This is a genomic window from Rummeliibacillus sp. JY-2-4R (assembly GCF_053847205.1).
Map to the genome: position 1 here is coordinate 954,587 of NZ_CM132623.1, position 16,230 is coordinate 970,816.

General features: G+C 36.6%; 18 protein-coding genes. 17 read left to right on the plus strand and 1 reads right to left on the minus strand.

All coding sequences use genetic code 11. The annotated features are described in order from the left end of the window. The first annotated feature begins 7 nt into the window (after window positions 1–7). From ACWV26_RS04405 to spoVM, 6 genes are read left to right on the plus strand one after another with little or no spacing between them, the layout of a single operon-like run. Window positions 8–757, plus strand: coding sequence for a Stp1/IreP family PP2C-type Ser/Thr phosphatase (locus tag ACWV26_RS04405; RefSeq protein WP_455897163.1), 750 nt, complete (start codon window positions 8–10; stop codon window positions 755–757). 2 nt (window positions 758–759) lie between these two features. Next, window positions 760–2,721 (plus strand): Stk1 family PASTA domain-containing Ser/Thr kinase, encoded by a 1,962-nt coding sequence (gene pknB, locus ACWV26_RS04410; RefSeq protein ID WP_455897164.1) that lies wholly within the window; start codon window positions 760–762, stop codon window positions 2,719–2,721. 11 nt (window positions 2,722–2,732) lie between these two features. Continuing rightward, window positions 2,733–3,614, plus strand: a complete 882-nt coding sequence (rsgA, locus tag ACWV26_RS04415; RefSeq protein WP_455897165.1) for a ribosome small subunit-dependent GTPase A — start codon at window positions 2,733–2,735, stop codon at window positions 3,612–3,614. Between the two features lie 2 nt (window positions 3,615–3,616). Beyond that, window positions 3,617–4,282: a ribulose-phosphate 3-epimerase gene (rpe, locus tag ACWV26_RS04420; RefSeq protein WP_455897166.1), complete on the plus strand. Its 666-nt coding sequence runs from the start codon at window positions 3,617–3,619 to the stop codon at window positions 4,280–4,282. Beyond that, window positions 4,279–4,941 carry a thiamine diphosphokinase gene (locus ACWV26_RS04425; RefSeq protein ID WP_455897167.1) on the plus strand — a complete coding sequence of 221 codons (663 nt, stop codon included), beginning with the start codon at window positions 4,279–4,281 and terminating at the stop codon, window positions 4,939–4,941. The genes rpe and ACWV26_RS04425 overlap by 4 nt, the downstream gene beginning before the upstream one ends. Window positions 4,942–4,945: 4 nt before the next feature. Then, complete coding sequence (gene spoVM / locus ACWV26_RS04430; protein WP_455897168.1) at window positions 4,946–5,089, plus strand: stage V sporulation protein SpoVM; 144 nt, start codon at window positions 4,946–4,948, stop codon at window positions 5,087–5,089. Between the two features lie 197 nt (window positions 5,090–5,286). Here the strand turns inward: spoVM and rpmB are convergent, their stop codons facing one another. Then, window positions 5,287–5,475 (minus strand): 50S ribosomal protein L28, encoded by a 189-nt coding sequence (gene rpmB, locus ACWV26_RS04435; protein ID WP_397537474.1) that lies wholly within the window; start codon window positions 5,473–5,475, stop codon window positions 5,287–5,289. Window positions 5,476–5,699: 224 nt separating this feature from the next. Between rpmB and ACWV26_RS04440 the strand changes: the two genes are divergently transcribed. The 11 genes from ACWV26_RS04440 to rnc all read left to right on the plus strand — a co-directional run bounded on the left by ACWV26_RS04440 (window position 5,700) and on the right by rnc (window position 16,229). Then, window positions 5,700–6,062 carry an Asp23/Gls24 family envelope stress response protein gene (locus ACWV26_RS04440; protein WP_455897169.1) on the plus strand — a complete coding sequence of 121 codons (363 nt, stop codon included), beginning with the start codon at window positions 5,700–5,702 and terminating at the stop codon, window positions 6,060–6,062. Window positions 6,063–6,080: 18 nt separating this feature from the next. After that, on the plus strand, window positions 6,081–7,745 hold the full coding sequence (locus ACWV26_RS04445) for a DAK2 domain-containing protein (RefSeq protein ID WP_455897170.1): 1,665 nt from the start codon (window positions 6,081–6,083) through the stop codon (window positions 7,743–7,745). A 261-nt stretch (window positions 7,746–8,006) separates the two neighbouring features. Next, the gene (sdaAB, locus tag ACWV26_RS04450; RefSeq protein ID WP_455897171.1) at window positions 8,007–8,669 is read left to right on the plus strand and encodes an L-serine ammonia-lyase, iron-sulfur-dependent subunit beta; all 663 of its coding nucleotides are present in this window, start codon (window positions 8,007–8,009) and stop codon (window positions 8,667–8,669) included. A 12-nt stretch (window positions 8,670–8,681) separates the two neighbouring features. Next, on the plus strand, window positions 8,682–9,578 hold the full coding sequence (gene sdaAA, locus ACWV26_RS04455) for an L-serine ammonia-lyase, iron-sulfur-dependent, subunit alpha (protein WP_455897172.1): 897 nt from the start codon (window positions 8,682–8,684) through the stop codon (window positions 9,576–9,578). Then, window positions 9,571–11,616: an ATP-dependent DNA helicase RecG gene (gene recG / locus ACWV26_RS04460; RefSeq protein WP_455897173.1), complete on the plus strand. Its 2,046-nt coding sequence runs from the start codon at window positions 9,571–9,573 to the stop codon at window positions 11,614–11,616. Before sdaAA ends, recG begins: the two co-directional genes overlap by 8 nt. 110 nt (window positions 11,617–11,726) lie before the next feature. Continuing rightward, on the plus strand, window positions 11,727–12,302 hold the full coding sequence (gene fapR / locus ACWV26_RS04465; RefSeq protein ID WP_455898174.1) for a transcription factor FapR: 576 nt from the start codon (window positions 11,727–11,729) through the stop codon (window positions 12,300–12,302). Beyond that, entirely contained in the window at window positions 12,302–13,300 is a 999-nt protein-coding gene (gene plsX / locus ACWV26_RS04470) for a phosphate acyltransferase PlsX (RefSeq protein ID WP_455897174.1), read from the plus strand. The genes fapR and plsX overlap by 1 nt, the downstream gene beginning before the upstream one ends. A 40-nt stretch (window positions 13,301–13,340) precedes the next feature. Further along, window positions 13,341–14,285 (plus strand): ACP S-malonyltransferase, encoded by a 945-nt coding sequence (gene fabD, locus ACWV26_RS04475; RefSeq protein WP_455897175.1) that lies wholly within the window; start codon window positions 13,341–13,343, stop codon window positions 14,283–14,285. A 1-nt stretch (window position 14,286) separates the two neighbouring features. Further along, window positions 14,287–15,033: a 3-oxoacyl-[acyl-carrier-protein] reductase gene (gene fabG, locus ACWV26_RS04480; protein WP_455897176.1), complete on the plus strand. Its 747-nt coding sequence runs from the start codon at window positions 14,287–14,289 to the stop codon at window positions 15,031–15,033. Window positions 15,034–15,092: 59 nt separating this feature from the next. Beyond that, window positions 15,093–15,329: an acyl carrier protein gene (locus ACWV26_RS04485; protein WP_455897177.1), complete on the plus strand. Its 237-nt coding sequence runs from the start codon at window positions 15,093–15,095 to the stop codon at window positions 15,327–15,329. 138 nt (window positions 15,330–15,467) lie between these two features. Then, window positions 15,468–16,229: a ribonuclease III gene (gene rnc, locus ACWV26_RS04490; protein ID WP_455897178.1), complete on the plus strand. Its 762-nt coding sequence runs from the start codon at window positions 15,468–15,470 to the stop codon at window positions 16,227–16,229. Window position 16,230 lies beyond the last annotated feature (1 nt).

Here is a 16,230-nt window from a genome sequence, read left to right on the forward strand (position 1 = left end):
ATACGTTGTGAGATATACAGTTGTAAGTGATATTGGAAAGAAAAGAGCAGTTAACGAAGACTCAGCAACGTTTATCTCCCGTGACGATTCATACCAGCTGGCTATTGTAGCAGATGGTATGGGTGGTCATAATGCGGGAGATGTTGCGAGTCGTATGGCTGTTACGAATTTTGAAGAGTTATTTTTGCAAGCTGATGGAACTCATTTTACATCGGATCAACTGATTGAAGAGTGGCTAGTTGAAACAGTAAAGGAGCTTAACAAAGAGCTTTATCATTATTCTTTAACACATGAAGATTGCCAAGGTATGGGCACAACACTTATTGCGGTTCTTTTTGATGGGAACAACGCTACCATTTGTCACGTTGGTGATAGTCGTGTGTATTTTGTAACCGAAGAGGAAATTCGCTTAGTAACTAGAGACCACTCGTATGTCAATATTCTCGTAGATAATGGAGAAATCAGTGAAGAAGAAGCTGAAAGTCATCCAAAGAAAAACTATATTATTAAATCATTAGGAACAGAATCTACTATTGAACCTGATAGCTATAAAGTTGAATTAGTTGATAATTCCTTTCTGCTTATTTGTTCGGATGGATTGAGTAACAAAGTCTCAAACAATGACATGCACAACATTATTATGAATCAAGCATCCATTGAAGAAAAAGGAAACCAACTAGTACAATTAGCAAATGATAATGGTGGAGAGGACAATATTACACTCATCCTATTATCAAAAGATCTTGAGGAGGTGTAATGATGCTCGTTGGAAAGAGAATCAGTGGACGCTATAAAATTCTCGACGTCATTGGTGGCGGTGGCATGTCTAATGTCTACTTAGCTCACGATATGATATTAGATCGCGATGTAGCAATGAAAATTTTACATTATAATTTTTCAAATGAACAAGAGATGCATCGTCGTTTTCAGCGAGAGGCTTTATCAGCCACTAGTCTTACACATCCTAATATTGTAAGTATTTATGATGTTGGTGAAGATGGTGATATGCATTATCTAGTAATGGAATATGTAAAAGGGCAAACGTTAAAACAATACATACAAAAATATGCCCCATTGTCTGCTACAAAATGTGTAGATATCATGAAGCAACTAACTTCTGGTATTGCCCATGCCCATCAAAATCAAATTATCCATAGAGATATTAAACCCCAAAACATTTTGATGGATGAAAATGACAATGTTAAAATTACGGATTTTGGTATTGCAATGGCATTAGAAGATACCTCTTTTACAAGAACCAATTCAGTATTAGGAACAGTGCATTACTTATCTCCGGAACAGGCTCGTGGGGGTACTGCAACCAAAAAGTCTGACATTTATTCATTAGGAATTGTGCTTTATGAGTTATTAACTGGTCATCTACCGTTTTCTGGGGAATCAGCTGTTGCAATTGCCTTAAAACATTTACAATCTGAAACACCATCTGTTCGCGCAATTGTACCATCTATTCCTCAAAGTCTAGAAAATGTTGTTTTAAAAGCAACTGCTAAAGATCCACTTCATCGATATGCATCAGTAGAAGAAATGGAAGAGGATTTAGAAACTGTATTGTCTGAGGAAAGAAGTCAAGAGGCAAAATTCCATACCCCAGTTGATGATGATGTTACAAAGCTAATACCCGCTATAAAAGAACAACAAGATGAAGAAGATCAAGATTTAGAGAAAACAAAAGCATTACCTGTGAAAAGCAAAGAGCAGATAGAGGAAAAGCCAGTCAAGAAAAAAGGTAAAAAGAAAAAAGGGATTATTCTTTTGGGAGTACTGATTTTCTTATTGCTAGTTTTCTTAAGTGTCTTATTCTTTTATCCAGATTTATTTAGCGAAAAGAAATTTGCAATTCCTGATGTGACAAATCAAGAGGTCGAAAAGGCCATTAGTACATTAGAAGATGCAGGATTTGTTATTGGGGATCAAACAAAACAAAATTCAGATGATATTGATGAAAATCATGTAATTGCTACAACCCCAGAAGCAGGAAAAGAACGGACAAAAGAAACTAAAATTGACCTCATTATTAGCGAAGGTCCCAAAAAAATTGATGTACCAAATTACGTAGGCCGAAATATTGATCAAGTGCAAAAACTTATTTCAAATCAGGGCTTTAAAGACGTTAAAATCGAAGAAACGTACTCAGATGAAACTGTAGGTACGATTATCAAACAATCACCTGAAGAAGGCGAAAAGGTGATTCCAAAAGAAACTGTCATGACACTTACCGTAAGTAAGGGGGTAGAGCAGGCTACTGTTGCAAGCTTACTTGGTTATGATGAAAGTGCATTAAATACGTATGCAAAAAATTCGGGTTTCAACATCCATATTAGTAGAGAAAAATATTCGGACACGGTACCAAAAGGACAAGTTATCTCTCAAACGCCAAAAGCGGGTGAAACAGTGGATATGGGAAGCACAATAGAAGTTGAACTATCTAAAGGGGTAAAAGAGAAAGCAGTTAAAACTTATGTGAAAAAAATCACAATTCCGTATGAACCCAAGGTCGAAGGCGAACCACAACAAGTTCGTATTTATATTCAAGACCGTAACCATTCTATTGCAGATGTAAATCAAGAGTTCCAATTGTATTCAACCCAAGAAAAGCAGTTACAATTTGAAATTGAAGAAGGACAAAAAGCTATTTATCGTGTAATGCGTGACGATCAATTATTATTTGACGAAACGATCAATTACGAGGATTTACATTAAGGAGGAAACAAATGGCAAATGGCCAAATTCGAAAAGCTTTAAGTGGTTTTTATTATGTTCAAGACGGTAGTAACCTCATTCAATGCCGTGGAAGAGGTGTCTTTCGTAATAAAGGGATAACTCCACTTGTAGGAGATTTCGTAGAGTATGAAGTGGAAGGCGATAACGATGGAACCATTACAGCAATCAAGAATCGCCAAAATGAACTTATACGCCCACCAGTAGCGAATATTGATCAGGCAATTCTTGTGTTTTCAACAAAAGAGCCATCATTTAGTACCATTTTACTTGACCGTTTTTTGGTTGTATTAGAATCGTTTCATGTACATCCAATTATTTGTTTAACAAAAATAGATTTATTAACCGATCAAGAAAAACAAGAAATTTCAAAATACAAAGCTGACTATGAGAGTATTGGTTATAAAATAATTGAGACTTTTAAAGGTGACTCTGACTTGATCGATAAAATGACACCATTATTACAGGGAAAAACGACTGTATTAGCAGGTCAATCAGGTGTCGGTAAATCCACTCTACTTAATACAATTATGCCAGCATTGGAATTAAAAACAGGCAATATTTCTGAAGCGCTTGGCCGAGGTAAGCATACAACCCGTCACGTTGAACTGATAGAAGTTGCAAGTGGGCTAATTGCCGATACACCTGGATTTAGTTCTTTTGATTTTGAGAAAATTGAAAAAGAAGAGTTAACTCAATGTTTTCCAGAGTTCTTTGCCCTATCAGAGCACTGCAAATTCCGTGGGTGTTTGCATCTTAAAGAACCAAAATGTGCTATAAAGCAAGCTGTTGAAGATGGAACAGTAAATCAATACCGATATGATCACTATTTGCAATTTTTAACTGAGATTATAGAAAGAAAGCCGAGGTACTAACAATGATTCAAATTGCACCATCTATTTTAGCAGCTAATTTTTCTAAATTAGCAGATGAAGTAAAAGAAGTGGAAGAAGCAGGCGCAAAACTAATCCATATTGATGTTATGGACGGTCATTTTGTTCCTAATATTACAATGGGGCCAATTGTCGTTGAAGCATTGCGACCAGTAACAGATTTACCATTGGATGTCCATTTAATGATTGAAAATCCAGATCAATATATTGAAGACTTTGCCAAAGCTGGGGCAGACTATATTACTGTACATGTTGAAGCATGCCGCCATTTACATCGCACGATTCAATTAATCCGTTCTTTAGGTGTTAAACCAGGTGTAGTGTTAAATCCACATACACCAATTGAATCGATTAAGCATATATTAGAAGATGTAGACTTAGTTTTATTAATGACAGTAAACCCAGGTTTTGGGGGTCAGAAATTTATACAGTCAGTTGTACCGAAAATTGCAGAATTATCTACAATAATTAAAGAAAAGAATCTACATGTTGAAATCGAAATTGATGGTGGTATTAATTCGGAAACCATCGTACCATGCGCTCAAGCAGGGGCCACAATTTTCGTTGCAGGATCTGCTATATATGGTTCTGTTGATCGTAAAGTAGCATTACAAAATATCCTCACTGCTGGAGAACAAGCAATACGATGACAATCGTTGTTATTTGTGCAGGGGGACCTGAGGAGGAAATCGTTACAAGCGATTTCCTCCTTTCTTTCAATGATGCTAAATATATCGGTGCTGATCACGGTACAATTTACTTACTAAACTTGGGGATTACTCCAGATTTAGCAGTAGGTGATTTTGATTCACTAAATACTCGGGAGTGGCAATTGGTTCAAGAGCGCGTCCAAAATATTGAACGTCACATTCCAGAAAAGGATGAAACAGACACTGAATTAGCAATCTACAGGGCTTTAGAATTTAATCCAACTGAAATTATTATTACGGGTGTTACAGGTGGTCGATTGGATCATTACCAAGCAAATCTGCACATACTATATCGCATGCAAAAAATGCATCCAACTATTCAAATAAAAATGATAAATAAATTAAATTGTTTGCAATTTTTATTGCCAGGACAACATAGAATAGTAGCAGATCATTATTTCAAATATCTATCGTTCTTTGCGTTTCGTGATGTTGTAACAGATGTCACATTACGAAATGTACTGTACGAGACGACAGATGAAATAATTGATATTGGAACTACACGTTTTACAAGTAATGAAATAGTAGGTGAATATGCGTCTATTTCGTTTTCAAAGGGCATATGCTTAATGATAAGAAGTACTGATGATAAGGAGTGACCAAATGAAAGTATACACATTTCAATTACCAAAGGTAGTTAGTAGTTTTGCGCGTTTTTGTTTACAAATGGTCTCAAATGATCCCTCGGATTCAAAAAAAACAGCCGCTGTGAGTAAAAAGAAGAAGAAAGAAAAAGCGGCAGGTTGACAATCGTCTTCCTGTCGCTTAAACCTATGAAAAAAGGTATATTCTCCAAGTGAATAATCTTGCTTTTTTGTAAACTGTTTGTTTTATCTTCTTTATTTATACTAGTGACGTAGTTTATGTAATCATTTTTAAAAGACATTTTATAAAAAATAAAAACGCCGAGTTGAAAATTCAACTTGGCGTTTTTAAATGAACGATTAAACGCGTTCAACTTTACCTGATTTTAATGCACGAGCAGAAACCCATACACGTTTAGGTTTGCCGTTTACTAAGATACGAACTTTTTGAAGGTTAGCACCCCAAGTACGTTTGTTAGCATTCATAGCGTGAGAACGGTTGTTACCAGACACAGCTTTACGTCCAGTAATGACACATTGTTTTGGCATATTAATTCCCTCCTCATAAAGAAGTTGAAGATTTATATTTCACTTCGGTATTTCACATACTTTAATAATTTAACACACACTTTTATTCATTGCAACTCATTTCGCTAGACTTTCAAGAAAAAAACCTTTACAGTCTAAAATAGACGAAATAGAAGCTTTCTTTTATAATCGAAGTTTGTATAGTACAATATGAGATAGTCAAAAAGAAATCAGGAGGCATTTTAATGTCAGTAGAATTGAAGAACGAATTCGGTCGTATTGATATCTCAAATGATGTTGTAGCACAAATTGCTGGTGGATCTGCAATTGAATGTTATGGAATTGTGGGCATGGCTAGCAAACATCAAATTCGTGATGGCTTAACTGATATCCTGCGCAAAGAGAATTTTGCAAAAGGAGTAATTGTACGCCAAGAAGGTGAAGATCTACATATAGATATGTATGTCATAATAAGTTACGGTACTAAGATTTCAGAAGTAGCTTATCAAGTACAATCAAAAGTAAAATATACACTAGATAAAACACTTGGAATGTCAGTCAATTCGGTTAATATCTATGTGCAAGGTGTTCGCGTTGCGAACCTGTAAGAGGAGGAACTTATTCAAATGAAGTCGTTAGACGGGATTAAATTCGCGGAAATGGTACAAGCTGGATCAAACCATTTATCTCAAAATGCGGAATATGTCGATTCTTTAAACGTATTCCCTGTACCAGATGGTGATACAGGTACGAATATGAATTTATCGATGACATCAGGTGCGAAGGAAACTGCAGCTAATAAAACAGCGAGTATTGGTAAAACTGCTCAAGCATTATCAAAAGGATTATTGATGGGAGCTCGAGGTAACTCAGGTGTAATCTTATCTCAATTATTCCGCGGATTTGGTAAAGCTATTGAAAAAGAAGATGAACTAGATGCAACAAAATTTGCACAAGCATTTCAAAGTGGAGTTGAAACAGCGTATAAAGCTGTAATGAAGCCTGTTGAGGGAACAATTCTTACAGTTGCCCGCGCTGCATCCGAAAAAGCAGTAGAAGTTGCTAAAACAGACGATGATATAATTGTTGTTATGGAAGCGCTTTTAAATGCCGCAAAAGACGCCTTGGCTAAAACACCCGAGTTATTACCAGTTCTAAAAGAAGTTGGAGTAGTTGATAGTGGTGGTCAAGGTTTAGTATTTGTGTATGAAGGCTTTTTAGCTGCATTAAAAGGTGAAGAAATTCCATCTGCAACAAAAGTTGACTCAATTGAAGACCTTGTAAACGCAGAACATCATAAAGCTCAAGATTTCATAGATACTTCAGAAATCGTATATGGTTATTGCACAGAATTTATGGTTCGCTTTGAAAATGATAGAAAACCATTTGATGAATCAGCATTCCGAGAAGATATGAGTAAATTTGGTGATTCACTTCTAGTAATTTCTGATGATGAAGTTGTGAAAATTCACGTACACTCAGAAACACCAGGGGAAGTTATTTCTTATGGTCAACAATACGGAAGCTTAGTAAAAGTAAAAGTGGATAATATGCGACTTCAACATTCAGCAATTGTAGGGGAAGAACATCATAAAGAAGATGCCATAAAAACTGCAAAAAAAGAAATTAAAAAGCAACCATATGCAATTGTAACAGTTGCAATGGGTGAAGGTATTGCTGAACTTCTAGAAAGTGTTGGTGCTTCATATGTAATCGAGGGCGGACAAACTATGAACCCTTCAACTGAAGATATCGTCAATGCTATTCAAGAGTTAGGGGCAGAAAAGGTATTAATCTTGCCAAATAATAAGAACATCGTTATGGCTGCAGAACAAGCTGCTGAGTTATTAAACATTGAAGCGGCTGTCGTACCAACTAAAACAATACCTCAAGGTTTATCCGCTATTCTTGCTTTTAACAAAGAATTATCAGTTGAAGAAAACAAGCAACATATGACTAATGCATTTGCTAACGTAAAATCAGGTCAAATTACATTTGCCGTACGAGATACTTCAATTGATGGAGTTGAAATTCACAAAGATGATTTCATGGCAATCAAAGAAAATAAGATCATTCAAGCTACTCCGTCATTAAAAGTAGCATCTGAGTTACTAATTAGCGATATGATTGATGAGGATGCTGAAATTGTTACAGTACTTTATGGCCAAGATGTAGCAAAAGAAGCTGTAGATGAATATGTAGAATTTATCGAGGAAACATATCCGGATGTTGAAGTAGAGGTTCATGAAGGCAAACAACCTCTTTACCCATACATTATTTCAGTAGAATAATCGATTATATAAACTAACTAAAACGACTGAGACTAAAAGGCTCGGTCGTTTTTTTATATTGTTTCTACAACACTTTTTGTGCAAGATTTAGATTGTAATGGTACATTAAAAGTGTAGGAACGAATTAATAGATTACATCATTTTACATCTTTTGATGAAAATGATGTATCGAAAGTCGTTTGCTTTAAAAATTTGATACTAACCACATTATTCGTGTAATATGAGTTTAGAATTCTATTAAATAAACGATGGGGTGAAATAATGAAATTTACTTCAGTTTTTGATATTATCGGTCCTGTCATGATAGGGCCATCTTCGTCCCATACAGCCGGAGCTGCTAGAATTGGTCGTGTTGCGAGAGATTTATTTGGACGCCAACCAAAATGGGCTAAAATTTACTTATATGGTTCCTTCGCTGATACTTATAAAGGCCACGGAACAGATGTAGCAATCATTGGTGGATTACTCGATTATGATACTTTTGATGAAAGAATAAAAACTGCATTTAAAGATGCAGAAGATGCTGGTTTAACTTTTGAATTTATACCAGAAACAGACCATACCGAACATCCTAATACGGCAAGAATTGTCATCGGCGATGATGACATGGAAATGTCAATGGTTGGTATATCAATCGGCGGAGGTGCCATAGAAATTACAGAATTGAATGGTTTCCCACTTCGATTATCTGGAGGAATGCCTGCTATTTTAGTTGTCCATGACGACCGGGCAGGATGTATTGCAAATGTTGCAAATAACTTAGCTAAACATAATATTAATATCGGACACATGGAAGTTTCGCGTAAAGAACGTGGTAATATGGCTTTAATGGTAATAGAGGTTGACCAAAATATCGACACTTCTATTTTAAAAGAAATCGAACTTCTACCGAATATTACGAAGGTAACACGCATTAAAAACTAGGAGGAATATTAGATGGAAGCATTATTTCGTAATGTTAGAGAATTGGTAGAACTTGCAGAAAAAGAAAATAAATTAATATCAGAAATAATGATAGAACAAGAGATGTTAATGTCAGAACGTAGCCGAGAAGAAATAATGAGTCAAATGTCTAATAACCTCAAAGTAATGGAAGAAGCTATTGAAAGAGGTTTAAAAGGTGTTCAATCAGTAACGGGCTTAACTGGCGGAGATGCAGTTTTAATGCAAAATTATATAAAATCTGGCAAAGGTTTATCAGGTGATTTACTGCTTGATGCTGTAAGTAAAGCTGTTGCAACAAACGAAGTAAATGCTGCAATGGGCACAATTTGTGCAACACCTACAGCAGGTTCTGCAGGGGTTGTACCTGGAACGCTTTTTGCTGTTAAAAACAAATTGAATCCAACGGAAGAACAAATGATTCGCTTTTTATTTACTGCGGGAGCATTTGGATTTGTAGTAGCGAATAATGCATCTATTTCCGGTGCAGCTGGTGGTTGTCAAGCGGAAGTAGGATCTGCAGCTGCAATGGCCGCAGCATCGATTGTTGAAATGGCCGGTGGTACACCCTCTCAAAGTTCTCATGCCTTCGCTATTTCATTAAAAAACATGCTTGGACTTGTATGTGATCCTGTTGCAGGGCTTGTAGAAGTACCTTGTGTAAAACGAAATGCGATGGGTGCAGCAAATGCTATGGTAGCCGCTGATATGGCATTAGCGGGTATTACAAGCCGTATCCCTACTGATGAAGTAATTGGTGCTATGTACAGAATTGGACAAACCATGCCAGTAGCATTAAAAGAGACCGCTCAAGGAGGTCTAGCAGCTACACCAACAGCAAGAGCCCTTGAAGCTAAAATTTTTGGTGGGGCCGTGTTACAACGTGACTGATTTATCGCAACAAGTTACAGCGTTAAAAGGTGTGGGAAAGTCAACTGTCGAAACATTGAGTGCAATGGGAATCGAAACATACAATGATTTAATATGGACGTTTCCATATCGACATGAAGATTTTCGCTTAAAAGATTTAGCTGAAACACCACATAACGAAAGAGTAACAGTAGAAGGGCGGATTGAAAGCGAACCAACCGTCCTTTTTTTAGGTAAAAATAAATCGCGTTTGCAAGTACAAATGCTTGTTGGACGCCACTTAATCAAACTTGTTTTTTTTAACCAAGGCTATTTACGCAATAAATTATCGCAAGGCTCGATTGTTACAGTAACCGGTAAATGGGACAGAGGACGCCAGGTTATTAACGGAAGTAATGTCTCTTTTGGACCGAAAACAGACCAAGCAGATTTTGAACCTGTTTATAGTTTGAAAGGAAAGCTTACACAAAAAAAATTCCGTCAGTTTATGAGACAAGCATTAGATGACGTGAAAGATGGTCTGCCAGAGTCATTGCCTACTCATATAAGAAATAATTATAAGCTACTCTCAATTGCAGAATCATTAGAAGGTGTGCATTTTCCAAAAGATGCTAATCATGCAAAGCAAGCAAGACGTCGGTTTGTTTATGAAGAATTGTTACGGTTCCAATTGAAAATACAAGCATTGAGAAAGACACGCCGTGAAGGGGAACATGGTATTGAAATTCACTATGATTTACAAAAAGTTCGAGAGTTTATCAAATCACTTCCGTATGAGCTAACAAATGCTCAAAAGCGTGTTGTCAATGAAATTTCACGTGACTTACTTTTACCCCATCGCATGAATCGACTACTTCAAGGTGATGTAGGATCAGGGAAAACAGTTGTAGCTGCAATCGGTTTATATTCAGCTGTCACAGCAGGATTTCAGGGTGCTTTAATGGCTCCTACCGAAATTTTAGCTGAACAGCATGCTGAATCACTCGATGAATGGTTAAGACCATTCGGGGTAGAAGTAGCCTTACTTTCTGGATCTATTAAAACTAAAGCTAGAAGAGAGTTATTGGAAAGATTGGAAAATGGACAAATTGATATCCTGATTGGTACACATGCTTTGATTCAACCAGATGTAACATTTAAAAGATTAGGTTTTGTCATTACAGATGAACAACATCGATTTGGTGTTGAACAGCGCCGTGTATTACGAGAAAAAGGCGAAAATCCAGATGTACTATTTATGACTGCAACACCAATTCCTCGTACTTTATCAATTACCGCTTTTGGAGAAATGGATGTTTCAATTATCGATGAAATGCCAGCGGGACGAAAAAAAATTGAAACGCGTTGGGTCAAAAATGAACAATTTAATCAAGTTCTGTCAAGGCTGGGGAATGAACTTGCAAATGGACGCCAAGCATATGTTATTTGCCCCTTGATTGAAGAGTCCGATAAGCTTGATGTGCAAAATGCTGTTGAAGTTTATCAACAATTAGCAACATTGTTTAAAGGAAAATTTAAAGTAGGAATAATGCATGGCAGATTATCTTCGAGTGAAAAAGATGCAGTAATGCGTGAATTTAGTGAAGGAAAACTAGATGTTCTAGTATCTACCACGGTTGTAGAAGTTGGTGTGAATGTTCCGAATGCAACATTTATGATTATTTATGATGCCGAGCGTTTTGGGTTAGCACAATTACATCAATTGCGTGGTCGTGTGGGCCGAGGTGAACATCAATCATATTGCATATTAATTGCGGATCCGAAAAGTGAAGAAGGCAAAGAAAGAATGATCTCGATGACGGAAACAAACGATGGATTCCGTTTAGCAGAAAAAGACTTAGAACTCCGTGGTCCAGGAGATTTCTTTGGAAAAAAACAAAGTGGCCTACCTGAATTTAAGATGGCTGATTTGGTACATGATTATAGAGCGTTAGAAGTAGCAAGGCAAGACGCTGTTAAACTGATTGAGTCAGATTTATTTTGGCAGGATAAAGATTATCAAGTATTACGTGAAAACTTGCTATCATCAGGAGCTCTAGATGGTGAAAGAATGGATTAAATGAAGGGAATGCGAGGTTGAGTAGAAAAACAACACTTGCATTCTCTTTTTTTAATTTATATACTGATATTAGTACCAAGTGCTAATATTAAGGGGCGACGATGAATAATATGAAGTACTCTAAGAAAGAACGTCAACTATTATTACAGCAAACGATTCAAGAAAACCCATTCGTCACTGATGAACAACTTGCAACAAAGTTTAATGTAAGTGTTCAAACAATAAGACTGGATCGTATGGAATTGTCTATTCCAGAATTACGTGAACGAATAAAAGACGTTGCCGCTAATCATTATGAAAATGAAGTGAAAACTTTACCGATAGACGAAGTCATTGGTGAAATTATTGATATTGAATTGGATGAACGTGCTTTATCTATCTTCGATGTAGGTGTTGAACATGTTTTTCAACGAAACGGTATTGCAAGAGGACATCACTTGTTTGCACAAGCGAATTCTTTAGCAGTTGCTGTTATAGATGATGATTTAGCTTTAACAGTCCATTGTGATATTCACTTCTTGAAACCTGTTCGATCAGGGCAACGCGTTATTTCAAAAGCAATTGTAACAGACAAAGACAATGAACGTAACCGTACGTTTGTAACCGTAACTTCTACAGTGGATGGTAACACTGTTTTTACTGGACAATTTGAAATGTATCGAACGAAAGGTAAAGGTGAAAGTTAATGAAGTTAGCAGTAGATGGCATGGGCGGCGACAATGCACCGCAGGCCATTATTGAAGGAGTTTATCAAGCGTTAGAAGCATCACATGATTTAGAAATTTTGCTATATGGTCAACAAGAAAAAATGCAACCATTTTTAAAAGATTTAAGTCGTATTACTGTAATTGATTGCAAAGAAACCATTGAAGGGACAGATGAGCCTGTTCGCGCAGTTCGTCGTAAAAAAGATTCTTCAATGGTTAAAATGGCAGAAGCTGTTGCAAATGGCGAAGCGGATGCATGTATTTCGGCCGGTAACACAGGTGCTTTAATGGCAGCTGGGTTATTTATTGTCCATCGAATCGATGGTATTGATCGACCAGCATTATCTTCAACATTGCCAACATTAGATGGCAGTGGTTTTGATATGTTAGATTTAGGCTCTAACGCTGATGCAAAACCAGAAAATCTCGTACAATATGCAATTATGGGTAGTATTTACGCAAAGCAAGTCCGAGGGATTAACAATCCAACTATTGGTTTACTGAATATCGGTACAGAAGATAAAAAAGGAAATGAATTAACTAAACATGCTTTTCTTTTATTAAAAGAAGCACCGATTAATTTCATTGGAAATGTGGAAGCGCGTGAATTATTAAATCATGCAGCTGATGTTGTTGTAACAGATGGTTTCACAGGAAATATGGTATTAAAAACTCTGGAAGGCACTGCAGGCAGCTTGTTCAAAATGCTTAAAGAGGCATTTATGTCTTCTACAAAATCAAAAATAGCTGCTTTAATGATGAAGAATAATTTACTAGAGTTAAAAAACAAAATGGATTACTCAGAATATGGTGGTGCCGCATTATTTGGCTTAAAAGCGCCTGTAATTAAAGCGCATGGGTCATCTAACGCAAGAGCATTTGCTAGTGCCATTCGCCAAGCACGCAAAATGGTTGAACATAATGTATGTCCAACCATTGATACAACGATAAGTGAAATTCAAAAAAACGAAAAATAAATTCTATTTAATAGCTTTGACAAAGGGGACTTGAAAAATCATGGCCAAAATTGCTTTTGTATTTCCAGGGCAAGGTTCACAAACTGTAGGAATGGGACAAGAATTTGTTTCAAAAGAACCTGCTTGTAAAGAATTTTATGACGAAGCCGACAAACTTTTAGGTATCGATTTATCGAAATTAATGTTAGAAGGTCCACAAGAAGAACTAACATTAACTTACCATGCACAACCTGCATTATTAACAACAGGTGTAATGATTGCTGAAAAGTTAAAACAAGCAGGGATTAACCCCGATTTTACTGCAGGTCATAGTCTAGGTGAATATGCTGCGCTTGTAACTTCTGGTGTAATGTCATTTGCTGATGGTGTACAAGCAGTACATAATCGTGGCAAATATATGAATGAAGCAGTACCCGCAGGCCAAGGAGCAATGGCTGCTATTTTAGGTTTGGATCGTGACGTTCTAAAACAAGTAACAGATGAAGTATCATCAACAGGCGAAACGGTTCAACTTGCAAACTTAAATTGCCCTGGTCAAATTGTTATTTCAGGCACAGCAAAAGGTGTAGAAGAAGCATCTGCAAAAGCAAAAGAAGCGGGAGCTAAACGTGCTATTCCATTAGTAGTAAGTGGTCCGTTCCACTCTGAATTAATGAAACCAGCTGCAGGTAAACTTCAACAAATGCTTGCTGAAATTAAAATGCAAGATGCTACAGTACCAGTTGTGGCAAATGTAAACGCACAGCCTGTATCCTCTAAAGATATAATTCCAAATCTTCTAGTTGAACAATTGTATTCACCAGTTCTATGGGAAGATTCTGTGAGAACTTTACTTGGTGAAGGTGTTGATGTGTTTATCGAGTGTGGTCCTGGTAAAGTTTTAAGCGGACTAATCAAAAAAGTTGATCGTAAAGTAAAAACATATTGCGTTTATGATGAATCAACGTTTGAACAAGTTTTAGAAGCGGCAAAGGAGTGGGCTTAAAATGGCAGATTTAACAAATAAGGTAGCAGTTGTTACTGGCGCTTCAAGAGGAATTGGTCGTGCTATCGCACTTCATTTAGCAGAACTGGGCGCTAAAGTCGTTGTAAACTATAGTGGTAGCCAAGAAAAAGCAGAAGCTGTTGTAGCAGAAATTCAATCAAATGGTGGCACTGCAATTGCTGTTCAAGCAGATGTATCTGATGCAGATGCTGTAAGCGCATTGATGAAAGCCACAATCGATACTTATGGTTCACTTGATATTTTAGTAAACAACGCAGGAATCACTCGAGACAACTTATTAATGCGTATGAAAGAAGAGGATTGGGATGCTGTAATGAATACTAATCTAAAAGGTGTTTTCCTTTGTACTAAAGCGGTAACTCGACAAATGATGAAACAACGTGCAGGCCGAATCGTCAATATTGCATCAATCGTAGGAGTTGCTGGAAATGCAGGTCAAGCAAACTATGTTGCTGCTAAAGCAGGCGTAATAGGACTTACTAAAACGTCTGCAAAAGAGTTAGCTGCTCGTAATATTTTCGTGAATGCTGTGGCACCAGGTTTTATTGATACTGAAATGACAGAAGAATTACCTGAAGAGATTAAAGCTCAAATGCTAACACAAATACCTTTAGCAAAACTAGGAAAACCAGAAGATGTTGCAAAAGTAGTTGCATTTTTAGCTTCTGATGATTCAAGCTATATGACAGGCCAAACGTTACATGTTGATGGCGGAATGGTAATGTAGTTTTTTACTCTTGTTTTAAAACTAGTTTTTTGTATAATCATTGAGGGGAGGTGAACAATTTGGCAACAGTAATCGAACGTGTAACTAAAGTTGTCGTTGACCGTTTAGGCGTTGACGAAAGCGAAGTGAAACTAGAAGCTTCTTTCCGTGATGATCTAGGTGCGGACTCATTAGACGTAGTAGAATTAGTAATGGAATTTGAAGAAGAATTTGATTTACAAATTGATGACGAGGATGCAGAAAAAATTGCAACTGTAGGTGATGCAGTTAGCTTTATCGAAAGCAAAATCGGCTAATTTTTTGTAAACATTGCGATACTTAACAAACATCCTCTACAATACTTGTAGAGGATGTTCCTTTTATTTTTTGCACATTGCGAAAGAAAAAGGTAAACTAGAATATGTACCAAATGGAGAATAAGAAGGTTGATAAAGATGAGAATACAAGGACTCTCACAAAAAAATGGCGCGATTTCTGAGCAAGCACGTATTAAATTCGCCGAATTACAAGATCGGTTAGATTTGCATTTTGATAATGTGAACCTGCTATATAATGCATTCACACATTCATCATTTGTGAATGAACATCGTCGTAAATCATTTGAAGATAATGAACGTCTTGAATTTTTAGGTGATGCTGTGCTTGAGCTAACTGTTTCTAAGTTTTTATTCCTAAAATTCCCTAAGATGAGTGAAGGTGAACTTACTAAATTGCGTGCAGCAATGGTTTGTGAACCATCTCTAGTAATATTTGCCAATGAATTAAACTTTGGTGATTATGTATTGCTAGGTAAAGGGGAAGAAATTACAGGTGGTCGTGAACGTCCAGCATTACTTGCGGATTGTTTTGAAGCGTTTATAGGTGCTCTATACTTAGACCAAGGTTTAGAAACAGTTGTGGGCTTTTTGGAAAAAGTCGTTTTTCCAAAAGTTGAGCTCGGTGCTTTTTCACATGTTATGGACTTTAAAAGTCAGTTACAAGAAATGGTACAACAAAATAATTCAGGTACATTGCAATACGAAATTATTAAAGAAAATGGTCCAGCACATAACCGTACATTTGTCTCACAAGTTATGTTAAATGACAAAGAACTTGGTGTAGGTGATGGTAAATCTAAAAAAGAAGCAGAGCAAAAAGCAGCTCAATGCGCGATGCGTGCTTTAAAAATGCAGTTAGCTCAAAATCAGGAGGGTTAAT

Bases quoted from the DNA above. Each gene is read 5' to 3' on its own strand.
- ACWV26_RS04440 (WP_455897169.1), top strand. From the start codon at position 5,700: ATGTCAGTAGAATTGAAGAACGAATTCGGTCGTATTGATATCTCAAAT.
- sdaAB (WP_455897171.1), top strand. From the start codon at position 8,007: ATGAAATTTACTTCAGTTTTTGATATTATCGGTCCTGTCATGATAGGG.
- rpmB (WP_397537474.1), bottom strand. From the start codon at position 5,475: ATGCCAAAACAATGTGTCATTACTGGACGTAAAGCTGTGTCTGGTAAC.
- fabD (WP_455897175.1), top strand. From the start codon at position 13,341: ATGGCCAAAATTGCTTTTGTATTTCCAGGGCAAGGTTCACAAACTGTA.
- pknB (WP_455897164.1), top strand. From the start codon at position 760: ATGCTCGTTGGAAAGAGAATCAGTGGACGCTATAAAATTCTCGACGTC.
- rpe (WP_455897166.1), top strand. From the start codon at position 3,617: ATGATTCAAATTGCACCATCTATTTTAGCAGCTAATTTTTCTAAATTA.
- rsgA (WP_455897165.1), top strand. From the start codon at position 2,733: ATGGCAAATGGCCAAATTCGAAAAGCTTTAAGTGGTTTTTATTATGTT.
- plsX (WP_455897174.1), top strand. From the start codon at position 12,302: ATGAAGTTAGCAGTAGATGGCATGGGCGGCGACAATGCACCGCAGGCC.
- spoVM (WP_455897168.1), top strand. From the start codon at position 4,946: ATGAAAGTATACACATTTCAATTACCAAAGGTAGTTAGTAGTTTTGCG.
- ACWV26_RS04445 (WP_455897170.1), top strand. From the start codon at position 6,081: ATGAAGTCGTTAGACGGGATTAAATTCGCGGAAATGGTACAAGCTGGA.
- ACWV26_RS04425 (WP_455897167.1), top strand. From the start codon at position 4,279: ATGACAATCGTTGTTATTTGTGCAGGGGGACCTGAGGAGGAAATCGTT.
- fapR (WP_455898174.1), top strand. From the start codon at position 11,727: ATGAAGTACTCTAAGAAAGAACGTCAACTATTATTACAGCAAACGATT.
- fabG (WP_455897176.1), top strand. From the start codon at position 14,287: ATGGCAGATTTAACAAATAAGGTAGCAGTTGTTACTGGCGCTTCAAGA.
- rnc (WP_455897178.1), top strand. From the start codon at position 15,468: ATGAGAATACAAGGACTCTCACAAAAAAATGGCGCGATTTCTGAGCAA.
- sdaAA (WP_455897172.1), top strand. From the start codon at position 8,682: ATGGAAGCATTATTTCGTAATGTTAGAGAATTGGTAGAACTTGCAGAA.